Raw genomic sequence first — 26829 nt, forward strand, 5'->3', positions numbered from 1 at the left:
CGCGCTCTGAAAGTCATGTTCCTGCTCCCGCCGGAGCGCATCCACGGCATTATCAGCGGCGCGCTGGGTGCGCTGCACGCCGTGGCACCGGCGAACCGCGCGATGGAGCGCGTCGTGCGGGTGCATGATCCGGTGTTGCGCCAGGAACTCTTCGGGGTCGAATTCCCCGCCCCGCTCGGCCTCGCCGCTGGATTCGACAAGAACGCCTCCGAGGTCGACGCCTGGGGCGCGCTCGGCTTCGGCTACGCCGAGATGGGCACCGTGACCCCGAAGCCGCAGCCGGGTAACCCTGCGCCGCGCCTGTTCCGCCTGCCAGCCGACAAGGCGATTCTGAACCGCATGGGGTTCAACAACGAGGGCGCGCTGAAGGTCGCCGAGAACCTGCGGAAGCGCCGCTCTGGCGACGTGGTGGGCATCAACATCGGCAAGAACAAGACCGCCGACGACGCTGTCGCCGACTACCGCGCCGGGGCCACTGTCCTCGGCCCGCTCGCGGATTACCTGGTAGTGAACGTCTCCTCCCCCAACACCCCGGGTTTGCGCGACCTGCAGGCCGTCGAGGAGCTGCGCCCGATTCTGAGCGTGGTCAAGGAAGCGACCGAGACCCCGGTGCTGGTGAAAATCGCCCCGGACTTAAGCGACGAGGACATCGACGCGGTGGCTGACCTCGCCGTCGAGCTCGGTCTCGACGGCATCGTGGCCACCAACACCACGATCTCCCGCGAGGGGCTCACCACACCCGCCGACGAGGTGGAGGCCATGGGCGCCGGCGGCATCTCCGGCGCCCCGCTCGCGGAGCGCTCCCTCGAGGTGCTCAAGCGCCTCCACGAGCGCGTGGGCGACAAGCTGGTGCTGGTCAGCGTCGGCGGCATTGCCACGCCGGAGCAGGCGTGGGAGCGCATCGCTGCGGGCGCGAGCCTGCTGCAGGGCTACACCCCGTTCATCTACGGCGGGCTCGGATGGATCCGCGGCATCCACACGGGTATCGCTGCCCAAGTGCGCGCGCACGGTTTGCGCAACATTTCGGAGGCTGTCGGCTCCGGCCTTACATGGCGCTCCGACGCAAAATAAGCGCGCACAAAAGCGCGCCGACGGCCCACAGGCCGAGCCAGTAGGTCGGCGTCACCGCCAGCGCGGTGTTGGGCACGAGCACGCCGAGGCCCAGCAGCAGGACCGCCGCGCCTAGCGCGATGAGCTGCTTTCGCGATCCGCCCTGCGCCGTGTTGAAGGTGGCGAAGGAGCCGAAGATCACCGCCGCAACCGCGGTGCAGATGAACTGCGGCGTGATGGTGTACAGCGTGTCCCCGCGCAGGAACGCCACGAACGCAAAGAGAAAAAGCACGAGGGCGAGCGCGATGAACGCGCCGCCCGCGCGCAGCTGAATGGGAACCATGCCGGTAGAGGTTACCGGGCCCGGCCTACTCGTTCTCGTACCAGCCCCAGATGATGGCGCGTCCGAGGGTGTGGAAGTAGAGGTTGAAGCCGAGCTGGGTCGGGTTCGCGATGCTCTCCGCGTCCAGCTCCGTGTCCACAGCGTGGACGGCGAAGAGGTAGCGGTGCGGGCCGTGGCCGGCCGGCGGGTTCGCGCCGTAGTATCCCTTTACGCCGGAGTCGCCCGCGAGCACGACTGCACCAACGCCGAGACCTTCTTCGGAGCCTGCGCCGGCAGGCAGCTCGGTAACGTCGGCCGGGATGTTGAACGCGGACCAGTGCCAAAAGCCGGATGCGGTCGGCGCGTCCGGGTCGAAGCAGGTCACCGCGAGGGTCTTTGTGCCCTCCGGCAGGCCGGACCAGGCAAGCTGCGGGCTGGTCGCGTCGTCGCCGGCGTGCTTGTCGTCGAGACGCTCGCCGTCCGTGATGTCGGTCGAGGTCAGCTCGAAGGACGGCACGTCCTTGAGCGGGGCGTACGGGTCCGGGCCCGGGAAGCGGTCGGAAACATAGGTCGGGTTTGAAGTAGCCATGACCCCACTACTACCCGAGCATCAGTGACCCGCGCCACTCCATGCGGTAAAGAGTTGCGCATATCTCCCCTGTGCAGCCAGAAGTTCCCCGTGGGTGCCGTCTTCGACGATTGCGCCCTCCTCCATCACCAGGATGCGGTCCGCTTCCGCGGCTTGGTCTAGGCGGTGCGCCACCACCAGCGCCGTGGCCTCGCGCGTCAACTCCGCAGCGGCGCCCTCGAGCATGTTCGTTGTGTCGCTGCCGGCCTCCGCCGTCGCCTCGTCGAGGATCAGCACCTGCGGCCCGGCGAGTGCGACCCGCGCGAGGGCGATCTGCTGCTCGATCTCCGGCGGGAGGTCCTCTGCCCCCGCGCCCACTTTGGTGTCCAGCCCCTCCGGGAAGGTGCGCTGGAAGGTGATCTCCTCCGGGCCCAGCCCGACTAGAGTGAGCGCGGCCGCGAGCTCCGCGTCGCTAGCCCCCGGTGCGGCCATGGCGAGGTCCTCGCGCAAGGTGCCGGAGAACACGTGCACCTCTTGGCTCACCAGGGTGACGTTTCGGGAGGTCCAGACGTCGCTCACCTCGCCCGTATCCACGCCGCCGATGCGGATCGCGCCGCCGGTCGGCTCGACCAGCCCGGCAATGAGCGCCGCGAGCGTGGACTTGCCCGCGCCCGACGTGCCCACCAGCGCCGTCGTCGAGCCCGGGGCGAGCGTTACCGATAGGTCCTCGATAACGTTCGAACCGCCCGGGTACGCGAACGTCACGCGATCAATCTCCACGGCGGGCGGGGTGCGCAGGTCATCCGGCATGCTGGCGGCGCCTCGGCCGTCGTGAAGCGTGGCAAGGCTCACGGCGCGTCCCAGGGAAGTCGCGGCGGACTGCAGCTCGCCGACGAAGAAGATGGCGTTGAACACCATCACCTCGGCACGGATTACCAAGAATGCCGCGGCAGACGCCTGGCCGGGCGTGAGCGTCCCGACGCTCGCCAGATATCCACCCAAGAGCAGCGTGCCTATCAGCCACGCGCCGAACGCCCACTGGCCGATCGCCGTCATGCGGATGAACCACGGCGCGCGGTCCATCTGCGCGAGCACGGCGCCCCACGACGTGCTGCGCATGCGGTCGAGCGCCCAGCGCTCCAGCCCGAAAGCGCGCAACGTCGGGCGTCCGCGCAGCGTGTCGAGGAGCACCGCGTTGCGCTGCGCCTCCGCCACACTCACCGCGTTGGATACCGCCGGGATGGCCCGCACCACCTCCCGCGCGAAGGGGTACGTGGCGGCGGCGACGACGAGGAAGACGAGGAGGAAGCGAACGTCGATAAGCGTGAGGCTCAGCGCGGTGAGCGGGAAGACGAACACCGTGGTGAGCACGCGCACGCCGATGCGGGAGGTGTTCACCACGTCGTCGATGTCCTTGGTCATGCGGGTGATCACGTTGCCGGTGCCCAGCTCCATGACGCGCGGCACGGGGGCGCGCAGCACCGCATCGAGGCAAGCGCGGCGCAGGTCGATTGACGCGCGACGCACCCGCGAGCCGATGGCGAAGAAAGAGACGTGGCGGAACGCGATTTCGATCAGCATGAGCACCAGCGCGAGGGCGATGGCCGAGATGAACGCGCGCGGCCCGCTGCCGAGGCCCGGTACTTCCCCGCCGCTCAGCGCGTCGACGCTGCGGCCGAAGAGGTTCGCCTGCAGGTTGTACGCCACCACGATGATGATGTGGAGCACCGCAAGCCCGGCCCACCAGCGCTTGTTCAGCGCATTGGGCAGCGTCGCGAGGTACGCGAAGGAGTCGCGCACGCTTGCCGGCGCGACGGCATCGGTGCGTTGGTATCCGCTCACAGCGCCAGTTCCTTTCCTGCCCCGCGCCAGGCGGCGTTCGAGGTGATCACGATGGTAGTCTGCGCCGCGCGGATCGCGGCGACGGCTTCGACGACGTTCGCTTGCGTCACCGAGTCGAGGCCTGTCGTGGGGTCGTCGAGGATGAGCACCTCCGGCTGCGCCGCCAGCGCCCGAGCCAGCGCAACGCGTTGCCGCTGTCCGCCGGAGAGGTTCAGACCCGCCTCGCCCAGCGGCGCGTCCGGCAGCTCGCCGTTCGGCCCGATGCCGCCCAGGCGCCGCAGGATGTCCTGGCAGTGCGCCGCGGCCAGCGCTTGCTTGACGACGCCTTCTTCCACCTCACCAGTCGGATTCACGTTGTCCTCGATCGTGCCCTCGAAAACGTTGACCGTGTGCGGCGGGTACAAGACATCGCCGCGCGCACCCCAGGCCTCCGCCTCGCGGAACGCCGCTTCTGTGGGCTGCAGTATCCACAACCCTGGTCCCGGAACGGGCGATGATGCCCGGGCTGCCTCCAGGTCCCGCACCGCGGTGACCTCCATGAGGTCGCGGACGCGGTTGCCCGACGCCACCGCACGGCCCCACTCACCTGCGAGATCGCCGAAAGCGAAGCCCGACATGTTCAAGGCCGGCGGGATGAGCAGCGCCACGGCGGTCATCTCCCCCGGCGTGATCTCCCCGCGCAGCGCCATACGCGCGGCCACAGCGAGAATCACCGCGTTGCAGACCACTGCGCTGGACTGGCGGGCAAAACTCAGGACCGTGTCCACGCGCAGCTGGCGCATCATCGCCTCGAGCGCTGAGTTGGTATTGGCGGCAAAGCGGCGAGTGGAGGCATCCACAGCACCGAGGCCCTTGACTGTGCGCAGTCCCTGCGCCACGTCGGTGGCTTGGCCCGCCACCTTCGCCTCCGCCGCGCGGCGAATCAGCGAGACTTTCGTGACCGGCCCGGTGGTCAGGTAGGACACGAGGGCGATGACACCGGCGCCGACCGGGATCATGAGCGAGATCCACGGCGAGATCGCCCACATCGCCGCGATCGCGCCCACGGAATAGCCGATTGCCATGAGCGGGAAAGAGATCACGCTGCGGATCGACGCCGCCGTATACGTGTCCGCGTCCACCGTGTTGAGCACGGTGCCAGGGCTCAGGTGACCGGCGCCGTTGACCAGGACGCGTTCGGTTTCCACAAGCCGGGCATCGTGCATCACCCGCGAGACCGAGGCCTGATCCAAACCGTCACCCGTTGCCTCACCAATGAAGGTGAGGATGAAGATGGCAATCATTGCGGCGATGAGCAGCCACGCGGAGCGGGTTTCCCCGGCAATGAGTCCGTCCACGACCATGCCGACCAACACGGGCATGAATGCGGAAATGCCGCTACCGACGAGGTAGCTGAGAACATGCAGCGTGAATACCCCGGGGTACGAGGTGAGCATGTCGCGCGCGACGCGCCCGCCAGTCGTCCACCGATCGGGGTGCAGCTTGTCCGCGTCACCGGGTGGCGGGGCGGAAGGTACGAACCACCGGTAGGTGGCCATCATTCTGGGCGGTGGAAGCACCCGGCAACCATAACAAAGCCCGCCGTTGCGCTGGGGATTTGGTGCTTAAGGGCCCAGCCCTTATAGTTCTACGAGTGCCAAGCCGAGAGGCTGACAACACCCAAAGCCCGGGTGGCGGAATGGCAGACGCGCTAGCTTGAGGTGCTAGTGTCCTATTAACGGACGTGGGGGTTCAAGTCCCCCCTCGGGCACAGACTCCGGCCTGTTGCACGTGGTTCTCCACGGCAGCGGGCCGGTTTTTTCATTTCAGCGCTTTCAGGAGGCGGGCATGCGGTCACTTTCTCCGCGCAAGGCCGCGCTCCTCGTCGTAGCACTCGTGCTTTTCGCAGCCGCGTGGATCTTCCTCGACGTGCCGCCCCTCGCCGTGCTCCGAGAGTGGGCGGAGCAAACCGGCCCGTGGTTTCCGGTTATCTTCTGGCTGCTCTACGTGCTCATCACCCAGTTCCCTATCCCGCGCACCATCATGACCATCTCCGCCGGCGTCCTCTTCGGCAGCGCGTTGGGCGTCCTGATCGCGATTACCGCCACCACCGTCGCGGCCGTCATTTCTCTCGTGATCGTGCGTTACCTGCTGCGGGACTGGATAGCACCGCGCCTCACCCATCCGGCCGTGGAGACCATCAACCGCCGCCTCGAAGCCCGCGGGTGGCTCGCCGTCGCCAGCCTGCGCATGGTCGCGTTCGTCCCCTTCTCGGTGATGAACTACGCCTCCGCTCTCACACGGGTGCGCGTACTGCCCTTCACGCTAGCCACCTTCGTCGGCTCGTTGCCGGGCACGATCGTCGTCGTCCTCTTCGGCGACACGCTCACCGGCCAGGCCAACCCGGTCATCGTCGCGTGCACTGCCGCGCTCACCGTCGTGGGGCTCCTGGGCGTGCTTCTCGATGCTCGTTTGCCCGCCCCCGTGTCGGAAGTAAAGCCTGGGGGGTAGACAGCGTACGATTGTCACCCATGATCGGTGTGCACGCGAGGTATCGGGGCAGGGACAAGCGGCGCGCGGACGTAGTGTCGCGCTCCGCTGAGGCGCTGTCCACGCTGCCGGGCGTGGGCGAGTTCGATGTGGTCGGCGTCGAGGACATCCGGGCCGACGTGGACAACCCAGAGGCCGCGTTGAACGTGGTGATGGCACTGCTTTCCGACGGCAACTGGGCCATCGGCCTCGGCATCTGTGCACACGGGAGGGGCATTTACGCGGCATCCGATGCCGTCGGCACGCGTCCCGCCCAAGTCAGAGTGAGCGTGGATACCCGCCACCCTGGCACGGCTGCGGAAGACATCGCCGCGGCATTTGCTCTCATCGGGCACGTGCTGCACAAGCGCACCCTCGAGGGCCGGGAGGCGACTGCGCTGGTGCGCCGCGGCCTCAACCAGAACGAGGCGGCGCAGGAGCTGGGAATTTCGAAGCAAGCGATGAGCCAGCGCCTGCAGGCCGCCGGGTGGCAAGCGGAGCAGGCGGGCTGGCGCCTCGCCATGAACCTGATTACTCGGGCTGAGGCAGATCTGCCGGCTGCGTAAGCGGCCCGTCCACCTGCGGCGCGGCGGCCTGCCCGATCTCGCGCTGCCCGATGCGCGAACTTGCCGACACCTGCGGTCCCGGCGCCGGGTTCTGGGTCGGGTCCGGCTCGTCGACGTGCTTGTTGGCCACGGCACGGGCTTCGGCGAGCGCCTTGGCCAGCTCGGGGTCGGTGGATGTGTCGAACCACTGGTCCGTGTCCTCGTGCCCAGCCATGTCCTTCGTCTCCTGGTCGACGCGCTCCGCCTGGTAGCGGAAGACACCGTCGTCGTCCTTGTTGGCGAAGGCCTTCGCGAACTGCTCCAGGGAGTTACCGAACTGGGACGGGATCATCCACATGGTGGCCGCCTCGTTGGACGCGATCTTCGGCAGCTTGTCCAGGTACTGGTACGCCAGGAGCTCCGGGGTCACGCCCGAGGACTTGATGGCCGCGTTGACCTTCTGAATGGCGCGAGCTTCACCCTGCGCCTCGAGGTATTTGGCGGCGCGCTCGCCTTCGGCGCGCAGGATCATGGCCTGGCGCTCCGCTTCAGCGGCCAGAATGGCGGCGTGCTTTTCGCCCTCCGCGGAAAGGATGCGTGCCTGCTTTTCGCCCTCGGCGGTCTTGATGTCGGACTCGCGCTTACCTTCCGCAGTCAGAATCATGGCGCGCTTCTCGCGGTCCGCCTTCATCTGCATTTCCATTGACTGCTGGATCGACGGCGGCGGGTCAATCGCCTTCAGCTCAACGCGGCTAATGCGCAGGCCCCACTTGGCGGTGGCTGCATCGAGCTCGCCGCGCAGGCGGCGGTTGATGGTCTCGCGGGAGGTCAGTGTTTCCTCGAGCGTCATGCCGCCGACGACGTCGCGCAGCGTGGCCACCGAGATCTGCTCCACACCCACCAGGTAGTTGTCCACGCCGTAGATCGCCTTGGCGGGGTCGTTGATCTGGAACGTCACTACCGTGTCAATCGCCACAGTCAGGTTGTCCTGGGTGATCACGGCTTGCGGCGGGAAGGACACCACGCGCTCACGGGTGTCCACGCGGGCACGGATGCGGTCGATGTACGGCACCAACAGCGTCAGCCCGCCAGAGACGGTGCGGGTGTAGCGGCCGAGGCGCTCGACCACCGCGGCCTCACCCTGCGGAATCAACTTCACGGACGCGAACAGCAGCGCCACCACCAGTACGAGGATGATGGCAACAGTAATCAGCGTGCCCACGGGCTCACCTATCCTTTCCAGACGACCGCCACTGGGCCGTCAATCGCAGACACTGTCACAGATTCCCCGGCCGGAATGATTTCGGCCGGGTCGAGGGCGCGGGCGGACCAGATGGAACCGTCGAAACGCACCTGCCCGCCGGACGGGGTGATGTCTTCGAGCACCTCGGCGCGGGAGCCCACGAGGGCACGGGGAGATTCGTCGTACACCATGGGCTTCTCCAGCCGCTTGCGCAGGTAGGGGCGGAGGAAAAACCAGAAGCCAGCCGACGCGATGGCGAACACCGCCACCTCCGCCGCCAGCGGCACGCCGAACAGCGCAACACCGGCAGTGGTCAGCGCGCCGGCGGCCAGCATGAGTAGGGTCATCTCCCCCACCAGCAGTTCGAGCGCGGCCAGCAACCCGGCCGCGGCGAACCAAACCAAAGCACCCATAAGCCTCAGGGTACACGGGGCTGCAGGGCCCGCGGGAGAGCCGAAATCGCCTGCCCTAAGCGTCGGATTTCGCCAGCTCCGGGTTGGTCACAAAGTCCACCAGGCGCTCCACCGCGCCAATCAGCGTCGAATCCAGGTCGCGGAACGTTTCCACCGCCGAGTACACGCGGTGCCACCCCTCTTTCGGATCCGACCAGCCGAGGCGGCGGCAGACGCCTTCCTTCCAGTCCTCCCCGCGCGGCACCTCGGGCCAGGCCCGAATGCCCAAGCGCTCCGGCTTCACAGCGGCCCAGATGTCGATGTACGGGTGTCCGGTCACCAGCACGTGCTCGCCCACGCCCTCTACGAGACGGGACTCCTTCGTGCCCTCGACCAAGTGGTCCGCCAACACCCCGATGCGCCGCCCCGGCCCGGGCTGAAATTCGGCCAGCCGCGCCGGGAGGTTATCCAGGCCCTCGAGGTATTCCACCACCACCCCCTCAACGCGCAGGTCGTGGCCCCACACCTTCTCCACAATTGCGGCGTCGTGAATGCCCTCGACCCAAATGCGGCTCGGCATCGCCACCTTCGCCTTGACGTTTGCCACTTTCCGCGAGCCGGAGTTTGAGCGCTTCGGCCCTTCTTCGCGCGGTGCCACGTAGCGCGTCAGCGTCACGCGCTGGCCCTCCAGCAAGAATGCGCCGGGCAGCATCTTGAACAGGCGCTGGGTGCCGCGGCGGTCCTCGAGCCGGATGAAGTCGCCGTCGTAGGTCCGCTCAAACCCCACCACGGCGCCAACAAACTCGTCGCCGACGACTTCCACCACAATCCCGGGTTCGGCCGGCACCTCCGGGTAGCTGGGCCACCGCGTGCGCGCATGGCCACCGAAAATGTCTCCCCCGTAGCGATCATCAAAGCTCATAGTGGCGGCAAGTCTACCCACCCGCACCTCGGCTACACTTCCACGGATGCGCACCCGCCCCGAGGTCTATTCCCCGCTGCAAAACACCGGCGTCTGGCTCGCCGCGTGGCTCTACAACGTCGAATCCACCGACGACACGGTCCAGGCGCTCACCGACCTCGGCGGCCCGCACTCCTACCAGGGCCTGCCCATGGCGCATTTGCTTGCCGACGTTCGCTCCGAGGCAGACCTCGAAGCCCCTGAACCGGTAATCCGTCTCGTGCTGTGGGGGCCGGGCCAGGCGGCGACGCTGCGCGCCGGGTCACCGGCGATGGAGGCGCTAACCCCCGCCGGGGCTCTCGTAGTGCGCGGTGCCAGCGGCGTGAACCACATCCTGGTGCCCACGTACCGCGAGCGCGGCGTGACCTGGCGCTGGTTCGAGGACTCCGAACGCCTCCCCGAACCCGAATGGCTCACCCCGGGGGAGGCAGACGCGCTGCTCAGCCGCGCAACCAACGAGGCGGCCGTGCTGATCGAGGCCGCCGGTGGCACCCGCGCAGAGCTCCCGAACCCGCGCCTTGCGGTGGGCACACTCGCCGATTTCTACGACACCCCCGGACTGCCGGCGGGCGTGACCCCGCGCGCGGCGAAGCTCTTCGCCCGCGCCGACGTCGTTGCCGCCACAGTGGAGACAGTCACCGACCGGCTCGGCGACCACAGCTTCGATCCGCAACTGTTCGGGCTGTGGCGCCACATCCGCACCGCGCGCATGGCGGGTGTGGCGGATGCGGTGATGGACTACCGGCGGGAATATCTGGCGTCGTAAAGCACCCCGGCCCCTAGCGGGCGGGACGGCGCACCGGCGTGCAGCAGTCCGGCGCGCAGGGGGCGCCGTTGACCGTGCAGCCTTGGACGGTGATCGTGGACAGCGTCGTCGGCTCGGTGCCCTGCGCCACGGCCTCGGCAATGGTGACCACCATGGCGGCAAATGCTGGCTCGAGGCCGACGGTAGGGACGCGATCCAGCGTCATGCCGCGCTCCTCGCAAGCCGCCTTGAGCTCGGTGTCGAGATCCCAGACCACCTCCATGTGGTCGGTGATGAAACCGACCGGGATGCAGATGATGTGGGTCGTGCCCTCGGTGTCGTTGAGTTCGAGCGCCCGGTCCACGATGTCCGGCTCGAGCCACGGGGTGGCCGGGTTGCCGGAGCGGGACTGCCACACCACCTCGTAGTCGTCGATCTCCGCCTGCTGCGCGACCAGGCGGGAAGCTTCCTCCACCTGACGGGAGTAGAGGTGCTCGTTGCCCGGACCGCCGGATGCCTTGTCGGCTGCCGACGGCACGCTGTGGGCGGTAAAGAGCACCTTCACCTTCGCATCCTCCGGCGTGCGGGCCACGGCTTCCTTGGCCCCCTGGGCCATGAGGTCGATGAAGGCGGGGTTGCCGTAGAACTGCCACAGCTTCGTGTACTCCACCTCCGGGGTCACCTCGCGCAGGCGCAGGATGTCCTCGTCGTACTGGCGGCAGGCGGAGTAGCCGCCCCACGCGCTGGTGGCAAAGACCAGGACGTTGGTGTGGCCGTCTTCCGCGATCTGGCGGGCGGCGTCCTCCGCAAACGGGTGCCAGTTACGGTTGCCGAAGTACACCGGCAGCTCGTGGCCCCGCTCAGCGAGCTCGGCCTCGATACTAGCGATCAGCTCGCGGTTCTGAGCGTTGATCGGGCTCACGCCGCCGAAGTGGAAGTAGTGCTCACCGACTTCTGCAAGGCGCTCGCGGGGAATGCCGCGGCCGCGCGTCACATTCTCGAGAAATGGAATAACCTCGTCCTCCCCTTCGGGTCCGCCGAAGGAAAGAACGAGGAGTGCATCGTAGTCAGTCAGTGCCATGAACGTCATCGTAGTGATTGTGCGCCATGGCGAGCGCGCTTTGGCTCGCTTTCGGGTCTCCCCTTACAGGAGGCGCACGGCGTGTTCGGACATGCCGGACCAGCGGACCGGCACCACTGAGACGTTCTGGCCGGCGCGCGGCGCCTCAATCATCATGCCGTCGCCGAGGTAGATCGCCACGTGCTGGCTGCCGCCCGGACCCCAGAAGAGGAGGTCGCCGCGCTGCGCCTGGCTCGGGTCGATCTTGGTGCCGCGCTGGTACTGGTAGCCGGTGTAGTGCGGCAGGGACACACCCGCGCCGGAGAATGCGTAGAGCACGAGCCCGGAGCAGTCGAAGCCGTTGAGGCTGCCGCCGTTGACACCGGTGGTCGGACCGTTGGCGTCGCCGCCGCCCCACACGTACGGGGTGCCCACCATCGACATCGCGCGGGAAATCACCGTCTCCACTGAGCCGGAGTTGGGTGCGGTCACCGTGGACTGCACCTTCTTAGTCACCGTCTCTGGCGTGCTCACCTCGGGCAACACGCCCGCGACGTCGGCGATCGCGGAGGCGACATTGATGGCGTCGGCAAGCCTGACGTCACCGGTGGTGTTCGTGGAGTTGAGCGAGTCGCTGAGGCCCATGCCGGACTGCAGGCCGCCGGCGAACGCGGTGATGATCTCGGCGGCGCCGGAGTCAGTCACAGCGCCGAGGTCCAGCGACGAGCTCAGGGAACCGAGCGAGCTGAGGGAACCGACGGAGCTCAAGGAGCTGCCGCCCGCCCCGCCCGCGTACGGGTCGGCGAAGGTCGCGTGCGGCACCTGAGAATCGCCGACCAGGGCAGCCGCCGCAGCAACCTGCGCGGCATCCTCGATCGCACCCTCCGAAATCTCCGCAGCGTCGGTTGCCCCGCCGCGGGCGCTGTGCGCGGAAGCCAAAGCCTGGGCGACCACATCCGCACTCGGCGCGCTGGCCTCCGGGGCGAGCTCCTCGACGCGACGCTGCACGTCCTCGATGACGGCGGCATCATATGCGTCGGCACGCACCGGCTCCGCCGGAGCCGCGTACGCGGACTCAGTAGCGACGGTCGAGCCCGGGCGGGCTTCCTCGAGCTCCTGCTGCGCTGCGCCGAGCGACGCTTCCGCAGCCTGGAGCTCCGCCGTCTGCACCTCGAGCGACGCAGCGCTTGTCTCAAGCAGCTCGCGGGCGCTCTGCTCCGCCTTGACAGCTTCGGAGGCCGTCGCATCGGCCAGCTCGCTGGCTTCGCGCGCGACGGCAGCCTCGTTGGCTGCCTCTGTGCGGGCGCGCTCCACAGCGGCGAGCGCCTCGCGCTTCTCATCGGTGCGCTGGCGCAGGAAGTTCGCGCGCTCCAGCACGTCCTTCTGCTTTCCGTCGCCGGCGAGCGCGCCCAGCACACCGGATTCGCTTGCGCCCCGGTACTGAGAGCGGGTCACGGAAGCCAGGGCCGCCTTCGCGGCGTCGACATCGGCCTCAGCGGCCCGCAGTCGCTCTTCCGCCTCCGCGGCGCCACGGCGGGCCTGCTCCGCGATCGCCTGGGCATCGCGCAGATCGACGAGCGCGCGGTTCACGCTCTCCTGCAGATCACCCAGGCCGAGCGAAAGATTGTCCACCTCAGCCTGCGCACGGGCGACGGCTGCGGCCAACGCAGCGGCGGACTGCTCCGGCTGCGCGGATGCGCTCGGGCTGAAGATGCTGGACATGAGCGCGAGTGTGGTCGAGCACGCGACGGCACTAACCGCGTAACGCGGGCGTGCTGCACGGGTGCGCCTAGATGGGGTTGCCACGGAGGTGCTCCTCACACCGCTCGCGGCGGGCAGGGCTCACCGAGGGCACAGGTGCTTGCCGACGAACGGATCCAAGCATCTGCCAAAGCGGTCTCAGCGCGTGACTAGTGCGCTCAGACCGCGCCACCGGCAAGGGCCAAACCTTGACGAGCGGTCAGACGAAAGTTGACTACTGATGCAGGCGCGCTCGATCCGCGTCAGATTCCACTCCCACCGTTCTGCCTCGGCGCTCTTGGTACTTGGCGTGCTTCCCCACATGCCCGAACCGACTGAGACTCATTTGGCAGTCAGTGCGCCCCGCTTGACTAGAGCGCGTCGCATCCTGTGACTGGTGTTTCCTGTGTTATCCTCCGCCGACTCACGAGCCGACACAAGAACCATACGTCACGTAATCAGTCTGTTGCACAACCTTTACCAACTTTCACACGAGTCAAGCTCTTTCACATGACTCACAACGGTTACCACCAGCCACTTTAGACGTTACATAAACGTGTGTGATGATTGTCACACGATCGATAGAGGTGGCGGGCTCGCCGCAAGGTCAAGCGTGGAAACCTGACTGGCCGTGACCATCTAGAGATGTTCAGAACGTCGCGTTGCCAGAAATCCGGCTGCGAACGCGAGGGCGCAGAGGCCTATCAACAGCGCACCGACAACGCCCCATTGCACTGTGAAACCCTCCGCCGTGTCGACGAAGGCCCGAACACCTGCAACATAATCGGGCTCAGCCGCCATAACGCGCTCCCCGACCTCGATTTCGGCGCGAGTAAGGGTGTCGCTCACGCCGATAGCGACGTTGGGAGTGCGGATCAGTACGGTCTCCGCGTCGCCGGCCATGAGGAGATCCTGGGCGGCGTCGCGCAGATCGGCGATCATGGGCGGGGTGTGGTCAAGGACAACGAGATCCACATCACCGGCTCGAGTGTTCGACGCGGCAGCGACCGCACCGGCCAGGTCGGCCTCAAAGGCCGGATCTCGGGGGGCCGCCGGGTGAAAGACAACGTCACTGCCCCGCAGCGCCTCCGCGAGCGCCGCGATGTCGAGGCCCGCGGGGCCCGGTACTGCGGCTTGCGAGGCGGGTAGCGCTGTCACGGTTAGCGGATCCTTTGCGGTTGAAACGAGTGAACGTCGTTAAGCGGAAAGCCTATCGGCGGTGCGCCCTAATGGGAAACATTACGTCCGTACTGTTAAGATGGCCACGGAACTGTGGCCGGTCGAATATGATTGAAGGTTGACCGCCATGGGTCAGCAAAACCCAAATATTGGTTTAACTACGAGGAATGGAGCTCACTGTGGCAGAAAGCAAGAACTCCTTCAACGCCAAGAAGACGCTCGAGGTCGGCGACAAGTCTTACGACTACTTCGCTCTCGACGCTGTCGAAGGCATGGAGAAGCTTCCGTACTCCCTCAAGGTGCTGGGCGAGAACCTGCTTCGCACCGAGGACGGCAAGAACGTCACCGCAGACCACATCAACGCAATCGCGAACTGGGACCCCTCGGCTGAGCCGTCCATCGAGATTCAGTTCACCCCGGCCCGCGTGCTCATGCAGGACTTCACCGGTGTGCCGTGTGTCGTCGACCTGGCCACCATGCGCGAGGCTGTGTCCGCTCTCGGCGGCAGCCCGGAGCAGGTGAACCCGCTCAACCCGGCTGAGATGGTCATCGACCACTCCGTGATCATCGAGGCCTTCGGCTCCGAGGACGCGCTGAACAAGAACGTCGAGATCGAGTACGAGCGCAACGAGGAGCGCTACCAGTTCCTGCGTTGGGGTGCGGAGAACTTCTCCAACTTCCGCGTTGTGCCCCCGGGCACCGGCATCGTCCACCAGGTAAACATCGAGTACCTCTCCCGCGTCGTGTTCGACAACGAGGGCGTGGCCTACCCGGACACCTGCATCGGCACCGACTCCCACACCACCATGCAGAACGGCCTGGGCATCCTGGGCTGGGGCGTGGGCGGCATCGAGGCTGAGGCCGCCATGCTCGGCCAGCCGGTGTCCATGCTCATCCCGCGCGTCGTGGGCTTCAAGCTCACCGGCGAGATTCCGGCCGGCGTGACCGCAACCGACGTGGTGCTCACCATCACCGAGATGCTGCGCCAGCACGGTGTGGTGCAGAAGTTCGTCGAGTTCTACGGCAACGGCGTCAAGCAGATCCCGCTGGCGAACCGCGCCACCATCGGCAACATGAGCCCGGAGTTCGGCTCCACCTGCGCGATCTTCCCGATCGACGAGGAGACCATCAACTACCTCCACCTCACCGGCCGTTCCCAGGAGGACATCGACCGCGTCGAGGCATACGCGAAGGCTCAGGGCATGTGGCTCGAGCAGGACGCTGAGGAGGCCGAGTACTCCGAGTACCTCGAGCTGGACCTCTCCACCGTCGTGCCGTCCATCGCTGGCCCGAAGCGCCCGCAGGACCGCATCCTGCTCTCCGAGTCCAAGTCCACCTTCCGCGCCCAGCTGCCGGACTACAACACCGCCGGTGACGAGACTTTCGAGCCGGTCCGCGCCCCGAAGGTTGACACCGTTTCCTACAACGAGTCTTGGCCGGGCAACGGCGAGTCCGCTGCCGAGGGTGCTGAGGGCCGCGCTTCCAAGCCGGTCATCGTCGAGTCCCCGCAGGGCGGCGAGTACACCCTCGACCACGGTGCTGTGGCGATTGCCGCCATCACCTCCTGCACCAACACCTCCAACCCGTCCGTCATGGTCGGTGCTGCACTGCTGGCCCGCAAGGCCGCTGAGAAGGGCCTGAAGGCCAAGCCGTGGGTGAAGACCATCATGGCTCCGGGTTCCCAGGTTGTCGACGGCTACTACGAGCGCGCCGACCTGTGGAAGGACCTCGAGGCCGTCGGCTTCTACCTCACCGGCTTCGGCTGCGCATCCTGCATCGGTAACTCCGGCCCGCTGCCGAACGAGGTTTCCGAGGCCATCAACGAGTTCGACCTCACCGCGACCGCCGTGCTCTCCGGCAACCGCAACTTCGAAGGCCGCATCTCCCCGGACGTGAAGATGAACTACCTCGCGTCCCCGCTGCTGGTCATCGCGTACGCGATCGCCGGCACGATGGACTTCGACTTCGAGACCCAGCCGCTGGGCCAGGACCAGGACGGCAACGATGTCTTCCTGAAGGACGTCTGGCCGTCCACCCAGGAGATCGAGGAGACCATCGCCTCCACCATCACCCGCGAAATGTACGAGGCGGATTACGCCGACGTGTTCAAGGGCGACGAGCAGTGGCAGGGCCTGGACGTTCCGCAGGACGAGACCTTCCAGTGGAACGAGGACTCCACCTACATCCGCAAGGCACCGTACTTCGACGGCATGCCGGAGGAGCCGGAGGCAGTCACCGACATCGAGGGTGCCCGCGTGCTTGCCAAGCTGGGCGACTCGGTGACCACCGACCACATCTCCCCCGCTTCCTCCATCAAGCCGGGCACCCCGGCAGCTGACTACCTGGACTCCCACGGTGTGCAGCGCCAGGACTACAACTCCTTCGGTTCCCGCCGCGGCAACCACGAGGTCATGGTTCGCGGCACCTTCGCGAACATCCGCCTGCGCAACGAGCTGGTTGAGGAGCAGGGTGGCTACACCCTCGACTTCACCAAGGAAGGCGCGCCGCAGGACTTCATCTACAACGCGGCGATGAACTACGAGGCTGCGGGCATTCCGTTGGTCGTGCTCGCAGGCAAGGAGTACGGCACCGGTTCCTCCCGTGACTGGGCTGCTAAGGGCACCAACCTCCTCGGCGTGCGCGCCGTGATCGCGGAGTCCTTCGAGCGCATCCACCGTTCCAACCTCATCGGCATGGGCGTGCTGCCGCTGCAGTTCCCGGAGGGCGAGTCCCACGGCTCCCTGGGCCTGGACGGCACCGAGACCTTCGCGATTTCCGGCATCACCGCCTTCAACGAGGGCGATGAGATCCCGGCCACCGTGCACGTGACCGCAACCAAGGACGGCGGCGAGACCGTCGAGTTCGACGCAGTTGTCCGCGTGGATACGCCGGGTGAGGCGGAGTACTACCGCCACGGCGGCATCCTGCAGTACGTGCTGCGCCAGATGGTGAAGAGCTAGCCCCGCTAGTCTCTAAGCCGTAGAAGGGGCTACCCAGCTTTCCGACGACTGCTGGGTAGCCCCTTGCTTTACGTCGTCACGCCCCTCGCCCTCTCCAGAAAGGACCCCTCGTGCCCATCATCAGCGACACCGAACTTGCGCGTCGCCGCCGGGAGATCATGGACGCCGCCCGTGTCTGCTTCGCCCGCCACGGGTTCGAGGGGGCCACGGTCGCACGGCTCGAGGAGGCGACGGGCAAAACGCGCGGCGCGATCTTCCACCACTTCGGCGACAAAGAGTCGCTCTTCCTCGCCATCGTGAGCGAGGACGCGGAGCGCCAAGCCGAGGTGGTGTCGCAGCGCGGGCTCGTCGAGGTGATGCGCGACATGCTGCATAATCCCTCGGACCACGACTGGTTTGCGACCCGCGCCGAGATTATCCGGAAGCTGCGCACGGACCCCGACTTCGAGGTGCGGTGGCGCGAGCACCAGGTCGTCCTCGATCGCGCGGTGCGGCAGCGCCTGGAATCCAACGAGCAGATGCGCGGGGATGTGCCTGTTGAGGTGCTGCAGACGTACCTCGAGACGGTGCTGGAGGGCTTCATCACGAAGCTCGCTGCCGGCGAACCCGCGGAACGTCTCGAAGCGATGCTCAATGTTGTGGAACAGTCGGTTCGCGGCTGATTCCACGAAGTAGACCAAGCGGTATAGACTGGCCGCCATGGCTCAACTGCTCTTCCTCTCCCTCCGCAACGGCGAGATCGGCCCCCAGGTCGCGCGCGCCGAGTACCACGACGCGCTGCAATCGGCGGGGTTGGACGAAGTTGACATGGAGCTGCGCGTCATCGACGCGCCCGGCGTGGCACTCGGGCCCCTAGACGGCGTCGCGGGGGTCATCGTCGGCGGCAGCTCGCTCAACGTTACTAACTCGGAGCCCGAGCTTTACGACGATTACCAGAAGCACGTCCACGCCGTCCTCGCCGAGCTGATTGAGTCGGGTGTGCCCGTCTTCTTCGTCTGCTTCGGCTTGTCTTGGCTGGTGCACCAGTTCGGCGGCAACGTGGGTCACGACCACGCCGAGGATTCCGGTCCCACCACGGTCAGCGTCACTGACGCAGGCCGCGAGGACGTGCTCCTTGCCGGCGCGCCCGCCGAGTTCACCGCCCTGACCGGCCACACCGAGAATCCGCAGGAGGTGCCGGAAGAGCTCACGCTGCTCGCCACCGGCCCGGACGGGCTCGTCCAGATCGTGCGCTACGGCGACCATGTGTGGGCCACCCAGTTCCACGCCGAGATGGATGCGGACGCGATGCGCACCCGCATGGACTTCTACTACGACTACGGCTACTTCGCGCCCGAGGACTACGCCCGCATCGTGGCAGACCTGCCCAACCACGACGTTGCGGCTGCCAACGGGCTGGTGCGGCGTTTCGCCGAGTATTGCGCGGCGCGCTAACGCTACGGCAGCTCGGTGACCGGGGTGGTGCCGTCCTCGAACTCGAAGGGGTTCGGGCTGAGGGCCTCGTCGCTCGAGACAGCCTCCACGATCACCTGGGCAACCAGCTCTCGCGACGTCGTGGAGTCCGCGTCGCGAGCGCTGCTGAGCACCGTGATGCCCTGCGAAGGTTCGTCGGTAAGCTTCGTCGGCCCCAGGATCACGTACGGCAGGTTGGAATCGATGAGGCGCTTGTCCACGGCCTTCTTGCTCTCGACGTAGGCGTACCAGGAGTCGCCCTTGTCTTCTGCGGTGTTCGTCATCGCACCGGCGTAAGACACCATGACGAGGCGCGGGGCGACTTCGTCGAAAAGCTCGAGGGCGTCGATGAGCTTCATCGCCGCGTCGCGATCGACCTCCCACGTGCGCTCAGCGCTGCCGCCGCCCGCACCCGCCGACCAGACGATTACATCGAACGGGGTGACCATACGCTCCCAATCGGAGGTAGTGAGCTCGGTGATGTCCTTGACAATCACGGTGGCACCATGAGCTTGAAGCTGCTCAGCGTGATCCGGGTTGCGGACGAGCGCGGAAACGCGGTGTCCGGCGTCGATGAGCATGGGGACCGAGTGCTTGGACACGTTGCCGCCGGCACCGATGACGAGGACGTGGATCTGTTCAGTATCTGGGGTAGCCATGGGTCCCACCGTAGCGATTTCACTCCGGCATGGTCGCCGCGTCGCGCCGCACCAGCGCGATAACGCTCGCTGCGAGGAGGAGCGGAAGCCCGCACATTATCCACGCGTAGAAGAGGCCAATCGCCCAGAGCCCCGCCCCGTCGTTGAAGTGCGTGAGGGCGTCGACGACGGAGGCGATACCCACGCCCACCGTCGCCGCCAGCGCTCCGAAGAGCGGTCCCGTCACCGGGTGGTTGGGCAGCTTCCTCGTCGCGCACAGCACCACGACGAGGACAACGGCAATGGCAACGGAGAAGAACCAATCGTCGATACGCAGGAGCGAAGGAATCGCGAACCCGGCGAGGGTCACTCCCGCCCCAACTACTACCATGAGCAGCGCGTAGGCGGCGTTGGACCAGCGCCCGACCGGCGGGACCGGCACCTCGACGCGCCTGCCGACGGTCGCGATAAGCGCGCCGAGCATCACGGCTGGGAATGCGAGAAGGAGCCCAGCTGGTGCGAGTACTTCAAGCGCCGTCTCCATGGTTGGATGCTACCACGGTCAATCGTGGCTCAGCGCAATCAAGCGGCTTCTGCTGGGCAGGTCGAACTTGGCGAGAATGCTCGAGACCCGCTTGCGGATCGTGATCTCTGAATAGTGGAGGCGGTTGGCGATCTCTGCGTTGGACATGCCCTGCACCACCAGCTCGTAGACTTCGCGTTCGCGCGGCGTGAGGAGCTCGAACGCTGGGTGCTGCAGACGTTGGGCAGGCCTCTCGCCGGCGGAACGCCGGCATCACTAAGAACAACGACGCGAACGTGAAAACAGAAGCCCAACTTACCACTGCTACCTCCTCCGATGTGTTCTCTGCAGATGATGCTAATGAGCAGGTTGGCGGCGCGTAAGGATACATTTGTACCCATGCACGCAATCATCACGACCACCGGCAAAGACCGCGTTGGCATCATCGCGGGCGTGGCCAACGCCGCGGCTGAGCGCAACCTGAACATCGTCGACCTGTCGCAGACGCTCATGGACAATTTCTTCACCATGATCATGCGCGTCGAGCTGCCGCAGGCTGCGGACGGCACCCCGGTGGACATGGGTGAGCTGCAGGAACACCTCGCGGCGACCGGCGAGCAGCTCGGCGTGATGGTGCGCATCCAGGCGGAGGACCTGTTCACCGCCATGAACGAGATCTAGGGCCGGCAGCTATGGCAACCGATTTCGATTTCAAGTCCCGCCGCATCCTCGACGTCATCCAGATGATCGAGGACTACCGCCTCGACATCCGCACTGTGACCATGGGCATCTCGCTCATTGGCTGCACCCGCGCCACGATGGAGGCCACGGCGCAAGCTGTCTACGACCGCGTCACCGAGCGCGCCGCGCAGCTCGTGCCGGTGTGCGAGGGCATTGAGCGCGAGCTGGGCATCCCGATCGTGAATAAGCGCATCTCGGTCTCCCCCATTGCACTGGTCGCCGCGGGTGTCGAGGGCAACCCCGTCGAGGTCGCCCGCGCGCTCGACCGCGCAACCGCTGAGCTGGGCGTGAATTTCGTCGGCGGCTACTCGGCGCTCGTGGAGAAGGGAGCCACGCGTGCCGACGCTCGGTTGATCAACTCCATTCCCGAAGCACTCAGCGTCACGGACAACGTGTGCGGCTCCGTGAACGTGGCCACCTCGCGCGCCGGCATCAACATGGACGCCGTCGCCGTGATGGGCCGCGTGATCAAGGAGGCGGCCGAACTCACCGCCGACCGCTCCTCCATCGCCTGCGCCAAGCTCGTCGTCTTCGCCAACGCCGTCGGCGACAACCCCTTCATGGCCGGCGCCTTCCACGGCATCGAGGAGCCGGACACCGTGGTTTCCGTCGGCGTTTCCGGTCCGGGCGTAGTCGATAACGCAATCGGCTCCCTCGAAGGAGCGAGCCTCAACGAGGTCGCCGAGGAGATCAAGAAGGCCGCTTTCAAGATCACCCGCGCTGGGCAGCTCGTCGGCACGATGGCGTCGGAACGCCTCGGCGTGCCCTTCGGCATCGTCGACCTCTCGCTTGCCCCGACCGCGGAGATCGGCGACTCCGTCGCCCACATCCTCGAGCACATGGGCCTGGACCAGGTCGGCACACACGGCACGACGGCCGCGCTCGCACTACTGAACGACGCGGTGAAGAAAGGCGGCATGATGGCCTGCTCGCGCGTCGGCGGCCTCTCCGGCTCCTTCATCCCGGTCTCCGAGGACCAGGGCATGATCGACGCCGTCCGCGCCGGATCCATCACCATGGACAAGCTTGAGGCGATGACCTCGATCTGCTCCGTGGGCTTCGACATGATCGCCATCCCCGGCGACACCTCCGCAGAGCTCATCGCGGGCATGATCGCGGACGAGGCTGCCATCGGCGTGATGAACCACAAGACCACCGCCGCCCGCCTCATCCCAGTGCCGGGCACCAAGCCGGGCGACGAAGTGAACTTCGGCGGCCTCCTCGGCTATGCGCCGGTCATCCCGGTGAGCCAGGTGGGCAACGACGCCTTCATCCGCCGCGGCGGCTTCATCCCGGCCCCGGTGCACGGCTTCCGCAACTAAGGTTGCCCGAAGCGGGCTTGCCCGCAAAAGCCGCAACGGGTTACCCTGTACGCAATTCTGTACATCGGCCCAGGACCACGCAACGGAGGCCAGCTGTGAAAGTCATGTCGTACACCGAGTCGCGCGCGAGGTACGCGGACGTGCTCACCCGTGTGGTGGATGACTGCGAAGAGGTTGTCATCACCCGCTCGGGCCACGACCCAGTCGTGATTGTCTCCCTCGCCGAGTACGAAGCGCTCAAGGAGACTGCTTACCTCCTCCGATCACCCAAGAATGCCCGTGTGCTTCAAGAGCGGATCGCGCGGGTCGAGCGAGGACTGGCCGAGGAACACGCCTTGCTCGAGGACGACTAGTGCTCATCCGCTGGGAACGGGACGCGTGGGACGAGTACTGCGCCTGGCAGACCCAAGATCGCCGCATGCTCAAGCGTATCAACGCACTCATTACCGACATCTGCCGAAACGGGAACGAGGGCATCGGCAAACCCGAACCGCTCATGCACAATCTGTCAGGCTACTGGTCCAGGAGGATAAACAGCGAGCACCGCTTGGTGTACAAAATCGATGAAGCCGGTGTCACCATCGTCGCCTGCAAGTACCACTACGGCAACTAGCCTGCCTGGGCGCATTACCGCACCCGCCTAGTACTTCCTGCCCACCGTGAAGTAGGCCAGCCATCCGAGCGTGTTCACCGCGGGAATCGCCACGCCCCAGAGCCACTTCGGGCCGCGGAGGGAGCGATCGTCGGCACGCGCAAGGTCCCAGAGCGCAGCACCCTTGCCGAGCGTGTCGATGCCCACGAGGATTCCCGCGATGGTGCGCTGCTCGCCGGACATTGCGTTCCAGCCGTCGCGGAGGGTGTCGAGGAAACTGTCTTTAGCCATGCGTCCGATCGTACGCGAGCGCGGGCGGCGCGAGGCCGTGTACTAGATTCATGTGAATGACCGTCGATCGCCCTTTCCTGCTGCTCAGCACGCGTCCCGAGGACGCCGCCTCCGCCGAGGAGTACGCATCCTTCCTCTCGAAGATGCGCATCCCGGAGGCGGCGCTCGAGCAGCGCCGCGTCGAATCCGCGCCGCTCGGCGAGGTCGATTTGGACAAGTACTCCGGCGTCCTACTCGGCGGCAGCCCGTTCAACAACACCGACGCGGTCAAGGGCGAGGTCCAGCTGCGCGTCGAGCGCGAAATCGGCGCACTGGTGCGCGAGATCATCGAGCGCGACTTCCCGCTCATGGGCGCGTGCTACGGCATCGGCATGGTCGGCGGCGCGATCGGAGCCCGGCTCGGCGACGAGTTCGCGGAGGAAGCCGGCATGATCGAGCTCTTGCTTACCGACGACGGCAAGCGCGACCCCCTCCTCGACGGCTTCCCCGATACGTTCCCGACCCTGGTCGGACACAAGGAGGCGATTTCGGAGCTGCCAGCCGAGGCGACGCTGCTGGTCACCGGGTACGCCTGCCCCACGCAGATGTTCCGCGTGAAGGAGAACGTCTATGCCACCCAGTTCCACCCGGAGCTGACGGCGCAGGCGCTCGAGGCGCGCCTGCGGCTGTATGCGCACATGGGGTACTTCCGACTCGACATGTTCGACGACATCCTCGCCACCGCGTACGCCCACGACTACACCTGGTCCAACCGCATCCTCTACAACTTCGCGGAGCGCTACCGCCAGTTCTAGTTTCCGCACCGGCCGGGGGCACCCGAATGCGTACTTGAGTGTGCATCCGCAACTGGCACCTACCTTGAGGTACTTCAATCGCGCTAGTTTCGAACCACCAGCATCCGAAACATTCGGAGATCTGCTGGAACTAACGTGAAAGGAATCCCATGTACGACGAATACTACGGTGGCTACGACCCGCGGGATCATGTCGAATCCGACTATGATCCGCACGTCAACGAAGTCGACATCATCTTCGACCGCGGCGACGACGGCGAGGAAATCGGTCTCACCGTTAACGGCACAACCAACGGCCCCGCCACCATCGCACTGATCCTCGAAGCCATCGCAATCCACGATGTCAACACTTCCGACCCGCTCCAGGGCATGAAGGAGGTGCTGGAGAAGTACGGCAACTTCGAACGCATCCGAATCTTCCGCGGCAACTCGGAGACCGTCAAAGCACTGCCGGAGCTCACCCTCGCGAACTTCGAAAAGGCGCTGCCCGGCGGCCGAGGTTACGGCGACAGGGTGTGGCACCTCCGGCTGGACTACCCCGGCAAGGAGATTGCCATCAAGCACCCCGACGGGCCCGCCGTGCTCCGTGGCCCCTTCGACGCACCGAGCGCGAAAGAGCTCAGCACCTCATTCTTCACCCAGCTGACTGAAGCGCTCGATCACTTTGCGCCGACCGCCACGGCCGGCAACGCCTTCATCATCTTCGAACGTGACGGGACGGAGGTCTCCGGTGTGCACGTCCACGTGCCGCAGAACGCGCCGGATGCATTGAGCTGCGTGCTGGCGTGGTTGAAAGACACTGACCGCGGCATCGTCGGGCAACCCGAGCGAGCAGCCACCGGCATCGTTCGGGCTTGCAGAGGCATCGATCCGGTCGTCGTGCCGTTCCAGGCCGAGGAAGAATACCTGAGCGCTGGGAGCCTGCCCTTCTCCAACGATTGCCCCATCATCGTTGTCGACTGCCCGGAAAGCATGCTCCGCCTGCATGTTGCAGACAAACCCGAGCCGGCCGAAGCCAAGCTGCATAAGACGGGTGCGGGCCAGATCCGCAAAGAGCTGCACCAGATCTTCCGTGAACAGGGGATTTCCCTGGAGCCCGACTACCACGACCGTTACGGGTGGCAGCGCAACTACGCGGGAGCTAGGCCAATACCGTTTTAGACGGCGTCGGTGGGCCCTTCGCTGCCGCCCTCGGGGTTGCGCCTCACTGTCTTGAATACTGCATTGTGCGCCGGCGGGGGCGCGTCCTCGGAGCTCGCGATAACGGATATGGTGCCGTCGGTCTCGAGGATGACCGCTTGGACCCCCTCGAGGCTAGCAGCGCCGCTGTTGCGCACTGCTTGGAGGATCTCACGCTCAGTTACCCGCTCGGCGCGCATCGTATCCAGCACGTAGTCTCCGCCGTAGTACAGGAGGGCAGGATCGGCTTTGATGACGCGCTCAAACCTGTCTGAGCGGAACGCCAGGCGCGAGATCAGCCACTGTGCGCCCAGCAAAACGACGATCGCCGTCACAGACTGTGCGATCTTCAAGTCCTCCGTCGTCAATGTGCTCGCGAAGATCGAGCCGATGGCGACAGTGATGATGAAGTCGAAGATGTTGAACTTCGAGAGAGACCGCTTGCCGCTGATTCGGAGTAAGACGATTAGCGTCACGTAGATGATGACGCCCTTCAGGGCAGTGGCGGCGAGCGTGCCCCACTCGCTGGCGAAAATCTCAGGCATCAGGCTAGCTCCACAATTTCCATGTATTCGTCGCTCCAGAGATCTTCGTCGCCCTCGGGCATAATGATCACCCGCTCCGGTTCGAGCGCGCGCACCGCGCCAGGGTCGTGGGTGACGAGCACGACTGCACCGGTATAGGTCTTCAGGGCATCGAGTACCTGCTCGCGGGATTGGGGGTCGAGGTTGTTCGTCGGCTCATCGAGAAGCAGCACGTTCGCGCGGGAGGAGACGAGCGTGGCCAGTGCTAGGCGCGTCTTCTCGCCGCCGGAGAGCGTGCCCGCCGGCTGCTCCAGCTTGTCGCCGGAGAACATGAACGCGCCGAGTAGGCCGCGCAGGTCCTGCTGGCCGGCGTCGGGGCAGGCGTCGATGGTGTTCTCCCACACCGTCTTCTCGCCGTCGATCGTGTCGTGCTCCTGCGCGAAGTAGCCGATCTTCAGCCCGTGGCCGGTAACCAGGCCGCCCTCGCCGTCGGTGCGCTCGACACCCGCGAGCAGCTTGAGCAGCGTGGTCTTGCCGGCACCGTTGGTGCCCAAGACCACGACGCGCGAGCCCTTGTCGATCGCCAGGTCCACGCCCGCGAACACCTCGAGCGAGCCGTACATTTTGGTCAAGCCTTTGCCGTAGAGCGGGGTCTTGCCGCACGGTGCCGGCTCCGGGAAGGAGATGGCGGCGAACTTGTCGGCCACACGGATATCGTCGAGCTCGCTCATCATGCGGTCCGCGCGCGCGAGCATCTGCTTCGCCGCAGCTGCCTTCGTCGCCTTCGCGCCGAGCTTCGCAGCCTGCTTCTGCAGCGCCGCGGCCTTCTTCTCGGCGTTTGCGCGCTCGCGGCGGCGGCGCGCCTCATCTTCGGCGCGGGCCTTTTGGTACGTCGAGAAGCCCATGTTGTAGACGTCGGCCTCGGCGCGCACGGCATCGAGGAACCAAACCTTGTTGCACACGTCGTCGAGGAGCTCGACGTCGTGCGAGATCATGATCAACCCACCGTCGTGCTTCGACAGGAAGCTGCGCAACCACGCGATCGAGTCGGCATCGAGGTGGTTGGTGGGCTCGTCGAGCAGCAAGGTGGTGCTCGACTTGCCGGAACCGGAACGCGACGCGAAGAGGATCTGTGCAAGTTCCACGCGACGGCGCTGGCCGCCGGAGAGCGTCTTCAGCTGCTGGTCCAGCACGCGCGTGGGCAGCCCGAGGTTGTCGCAGATCTGTGCTGCCTCGGCGTTCGCCTCGTAGCCGCCGAGTGCGTCGAAACGCTCCTCAAGGCGGGAATACTTGCGGATCGCCTTGTCGCGCTCTGCGCCGTCGGTGGTTTCCATGATGGCCTGCTGCTTCGCCATCGAGCGCTGGATCTCGTCGAGGCCGCGGGCAGACAGTACGCGGTCGCGCGCCGTCTGCTCGATGTCGCCTTCCTTCGAGTCCTGCGGCAGGTAGCCGATCTCGCCCGAGCGGGTCACCGTACCGCCGTAAGGCTCGGTCTCCCCCGCCAGGATGCGCATCGTCGTGGTCTTGCCGGCGCCGTTGCGGCCGACTAGCCCGATGCGGTCGCCGGGCTGGACCCTGAGGTGCTGGCCGGGGGCGTCGAGGAGCGTGCGGGCACCCACGCGCACCTCGAGATCATTGGTGACAATCACGTCATGCCAC

29 protein-coding genes and 1 tRNA gene are annotated in these 26829 nt (G+C 66.2%); 14 read left to right on the plus strand and 16 right to left on the minus strand.

What is annotated here, in order from left to right; all coding sequences use genetic code 11:
• The first annotated feature begins 15 nt into the window (after positions 1–15).
• A complete protein-coding gene (locus M5J20_RS02520; RefSeq protein ID WP_256478042.1) occupies positions 16–1071 on the plus strand; it encodes a quinone-dependent dihydroorotate dehydrogenase in 1056 nt (351 codons plus the stop codon).
• Here M5J20_RS02520 and M5J20_RS02525 read toward each other — a convergent pair.
• From M5J20_RS02525 to M5J20_RS02540, 4 genes are read right to left on the minus strand one after another with little or no spacing between them, the layout of a single operon-like run.
• A complete protein-coding gene (locus tag M5J20_RS02525) occupies positions 1046–1393 on the minus strand; it encodes a hypothetical protein (RefSeq protein WP_253576035.1) in 348 nt (115 codons plus the stop codon). The genes M5J20_RS02520 and M5J20_RS02525 overlap by 26 nt on opposite strands.
• Before the next feature lie 25 nt (positions 1394–1418).
• On the minus strand, positions 1419–1961 hold the full coding sequence (locus M5J20_RS02530; RefSeq protein WP_253576037.1) for a YbhB/YbcL family Raf kinase inhibitor-like protein: 543 nt from the start codon (positions 1959–1961) through the stop codon (positions 1419–1421).
• Between the two features lie 21 nt (positions 1962–1982).
• Entirely contained in the window at positions 1983–3782 is a 1800-nt protein-coding gene (locus tag M5J20_RS02535; protein ID WP_253576039.1) for an ABC transporter ATP-binding protein, read from the minus strand.
• Complete coding sequence (locus M5J20_RS02540) at positions 3779–5341, minus strand: ABC transporter transmembrane domain-containing protein (RefSeq protein WP_367614856.1); 1563 nt, start codon at positions 5339–5341, stop codon at positions 3779–3781. The genes M5J20_RS02535 and M5J20_RS02540 overlap by 4 nt, the downstream gene beginning before the upstream one ends.
• A 105-nt stretch (positions 5342–5446) precedes the next feature.
• Between M5J20_RS02540 and M5J20_RS02545 the strand changes: the two genes are divergently transcribed.
• The 3 genes from M5J20_RS02545 (at position 5447) to M5J20_RS02555 (ending at position 6856) form a co-directional block, all read left to right on the plus strand.
• Positions 5447–5532, plus strand: a tRNA-Leu gene (locus M5J20_RS02545).
• A gap of 77 nt (positions 5533–5609) precedes the next feature.
• On the plus strand, positions 5610–6272 hold the full coding sequence (locus M5J20_RS02550) for a TVP38/TMEM64 family protein (protein WP_253576041.1): 663 nt from the start codon (positions 5610–5612) through the stop codon (positions 6270–6272).
• 20 nt (positions 6273–6292) lie between these two features.
• Entirely contained in the window at positions 6293–6856 is a 564-nt protein-coding gene (locus M5J20_RS02555; RefSeq protein WP_253576042.1) for a MarR family transcriptional regulator, read from the plus strand.
• Here M5J20_RS02555 and M5J20_RS02560 read toward each other — a convergent pair.
• Genes M5J20_RS02560 through M5J20_RS02570 form a run of 3 tightly spaced genes read right to left on the minus strand, consistent with a single transcriptional unit; the run spans position 6822 to position 9392 of the window.
• Positions 6822–8048 carry an SPFH domain-containing protein gene (locus M5J20_RS02560; RefSeq protein WP_256478044.1) on the minus strand — a complete coding sequence of 409 codons (1227 nt, stop codon included), beginning with the start codon at positions 8046–8048 and terminating at the stop codon, positions 6822–6824. The two genes, M5J20_RS02555 and M5J20_RS02560, sit on opposite strands and share 35 nt — an antisense overlap.
• Positions 8049–8065: 17 nt before the next feature.
• Entirely contained in the window at positions 8066–8491 is a 426-nt protein-coding gene (locus tag M5J20_RS02565; RefSeq protein ID WP_253576044.1) for an NfeD family protein, read from the minus strand.
• 55 nt (positions 8492–8546) lie between these two features.
• Positions 8547–9392, minus strand: a complete 846-nt coding sequence (locus M5J20_RS02570; protein ID WP_253576046.1) for a DUF3097 domain-containing protein — start codon at positions 9390–9392, stop codon at positions 8547–8549.
• A 46-nt stretch (positions 9393–9438) separates the two neighbouring features.
• On the opposite strand from M5J20_RS02570, the gene M5J20_RS02575 reads away from it, so the two are divergent.
• Entirely contained in the window at positions 9439–10197 is a 759-nt protein-coding gene (locus M5J20_RS02575) for an Rv1486c family protein (RefSeq protein ID WP_253576047.1), read from the plus strand.
• A 13-nt stretch (positions 10198–10210) separates the two neighbouring features.
• Here the strand turns inward: M5J20_RS02575 and M5J20_RS02580 are convergent, their stop codons facing one another.
• From M5J20_RS02580 to M5J20_RS02590, 3 genes are all read right to left on the minus strand, one after another.
• Positions 10211–11257, minus strand: a complete 1047-nt coding sequence (locus M5J20_RS02580; RefSeq protein ID WP_253576049.1) for a ferrochelatase — start codon at positions 11255–11257, stop codon at positions 10211–10213.
• Between the two features lie 63 nt (positions 11258–11320).
• The gene (locus tag M5J20_RS02585) at positions 11321–13042 is read right to left on the minus strand and encodes an NlpC/P60 family protein (protein WP_437177610.1); all 1722 of its coding nucleotides are present in this window, start codon (positions 13040–13042) and stop codon (positions 11321–11323) included.
• 573 nt (positions 13043–13615) lie between these two features.
• On the minus strand, positions 13616–14134 hold the full coding sequence (locus M5J20_RS02590; RefSeq protein ID WP_253576053.1) for an Rv1476 family membrane protein: 519 nt from the start codon (positions 14132–14134) through the stop codon (positions 13616–13618).
• Positions 14135–14334: 200 nt separating this feature from the next.
• Here M5J20_RS02590 and acnA point away from each other — a divergent pair, with 200 nt between their 5' ends.
• The 3 genes from acnA to M5J20_RS02605 all read left to right on the plus strand — a co-directional run bounded on the left by acnA (position 14335) and on the right by M5J20_RS02605 (position 18549).
• Complete coding sequence (gene acnA, locus M5J20_RS02595; protein ID WP_253576335.1) at positions 14335–17115, plus strand: aconitate hydratase AcnA; 2781 nt, start codon at positions 14335–14337, stop codon at positions 17113–17115.
• A gap of 110 nt (positions 17116–17225) precedes the next feature.
• Positions 17226–17777: a TetR/AcrR family transcriptional regulator gene (locus M5J20_RS02600; RefSeq protein WP_253576055.1), complete on the plus strand. Its 552-nt coding sequence runs from the start codon at positions 17226–17228 to the stop codon at positions 17775–17777.
• Between the two features lie 37 nt (positions 17778–17814).
• A complete protein-coding gene (locus M5J20_RS02605; protein WP_253576057.1) occupies positions 17815–18549 on the plus strand; it encodes a glutamine amidotransferase-related protein in 735 nt (244 codons plus the stop codon).
• A 2-nt stretch (positions 18550–18551) separates the two neighbouring features.
• Here M5J20_RS02605 and M5J20_RS02610 read toward each other — a convergent pair whose 3' ends face one another.
• The 3 genes from M5J20_RS02610 to M5J20_RS02620 are packed head-to-tail and all read right to left on the minus strand — an operon-like array spanning position 18552 to position 19965.
• Positions 18552–19226 carry an SDR family oxidoreductase gene (locus M5J20_RS02610; protein WP_253576059.1) on the minus strand — a complete coding sequence of 225 codons (675 nt, stop codon included), beginning with the start codon at positions 19224–19226 and terminating at the stop codon, positions 18552–18554.
• A 19-nt stretch (positions 19227–19245) separates the two neighbouring features.
• Positions 19246–19749 carry a hypothetical protein gene (locus M5J20_RS02615; protein WP_253576061.1) on the minus strand — a complete coding sequence of 168 codons (504 nt, stop codon included), beginning with the start codon at positions 19747–19749 and terminating at the stop codon, positions 19246–19248.
• Positions 19750–19767: 18 nt separating this feature from the next.
• A complete protein-coding gene (locus M5J20_RS02620) occupies positions 19768–19965 on the minus strand; it encodes a response regulator transcription factor (protein WP_256478046.1) in 198 nt (65 codons plus the stop codon).
• Positions 19966–20127: 162 nt separating this feature from the next.
• On the opposite strand from M5J20_RS02620, the gene M5J20_RS02625 reads away from it, so the two are divergent.
• The 4 genes from M5J20_RS02625 (at position 20128) to M5J20_RS02640 (ending at position 22404) form a co-directional block, all read left to right on the plus strand.
• A complete protein-coding gene (locus M5J20_RS02625; RefSeq protein ID WP_253576063.1) occupies positions 20128–20409 on the plus strand; it encodes an ACT domain-containing protein in 282 nt (93 codons plus the stop codon).
• Between the two features lie 11 nt (positions 20410–20420).
• Positions 20421–21791, plus strand: a complete 1371-nt coding sequence (locus tag M5J20_RS02630) for a PFL family protein (protein WP_253576065.1) — start codon at positions 20421–20423, stop codon at positions 21789–21791.
• A 95-nt stretch (positions 21792–21886) separates the two neighbouring features.
• Positions 21887–22144, plus strand: coding sequence for a type II toxin-antitoxin system Phd/YefM family antitoxin (locus M5J20_RS02635; protein WP_253576067.1), 258 nt, complete (start codon positions 21887–21889; stop codon positions 22142–22144).
• The gene (locus tag M5J20_RS02640; protein ID WP_367614859.1) at positions 22144–22404 is read left to right on the plus strand and encodes a Txe/YoeB family addiction module toxin; all 261 of its coding nucleotides are present in this window, start codon (positions 22144–22146) and stop codon (positions 22402–22404) included. The genes M5J20_RS02635 and M5J20_RS02640 overlap by 1 nt, the downstream gene beginning before the upstream one ends.
• 27 nt (positions 22405–22431) lie before the next feature.
• On the opposite strand, the gene M5J20_RS02645 is transcribed toward M5J20_RS02640, so the two are convergent.
• A complete protein-coding gene (locus M5J20_RS02645) occupies positions 22432–22674 on the minus strand; it encodes a PLDc N-terminal domain-containing protein (protein WP_253576069.1) in 243 nt (80 codons plus the stop codon).
• Positions 22675–22730: 56 nt separating this feature from the next.
• Between M5J20_RS02645 and M5J20_RS02650 the strand changes: the two genes are divergently transcribed.
• The gene (locus M5J20_RS02650) at positions 22731–23468 is read left to right on the plus strand and encodes a glutamine amidotransferase (protein WP_253576071.1); all 738 of its coding nucleotides are present in this window, start codon (positions 22731–22733) and stop codon (positions 23466–23468) included.
• A 149-nt stretch (positions 23469–23617) separates the two neighbouring features.
• On the plus strand, positions 23618–24628 hold the full coding sequence (locus M5J20_RS02655) for a hypothetical protein (protein WP_253576073.1): 1011 nt from the start codon (positions 23618–23620) through the stop codon (positions 24626–24628).
• On the opposite strand, the gene M5J20_RS02660 is transcribed toward M5J20_RS02655, so the two are convergent.
• Both M5J20_RS02660 and M5J20_RS02665 read right to left on the minus strand, forming a co-directional pair.
• A complete protein-coding gene (locus tag M5J20_RS02660; protein ID WP_253576075.1) occupies positions 24625–25191 on the minus strand; it encodes a DUF421 domain-containing protein in 567 nt (188 codons plus the stop codon). The two genes, M5J20_RS02655 and M5J20_RS02660, sit on opposite strands and share 4 nt — an antisense overlap.
• Positions 25191–26819, minus strand: coding sequence for an ABC-F family ATP-binding cassette domain-containing protein (locus tag M5J20_RS02665; protein WP_253576077.1), 1629 nt, complete (start codon positions 26817–26819; stop codon positions 25191–25193). Before M5J20_RS02665 ends, M5J20_RS02660 begins: the two co-directional genes overlap by 1 nt.
• Positions 26820–26829: the final 10 nt, after the last annotated feature.

The organism is Corynebacterium stercoris (assembly GCF_024160105.1).
GTDB lineage: Bacteria > Actinomycetota > Actinomycetes > Mycobacteriales > Mycobacteriaceae > Corynebacterium > Corynebacterium stercoris.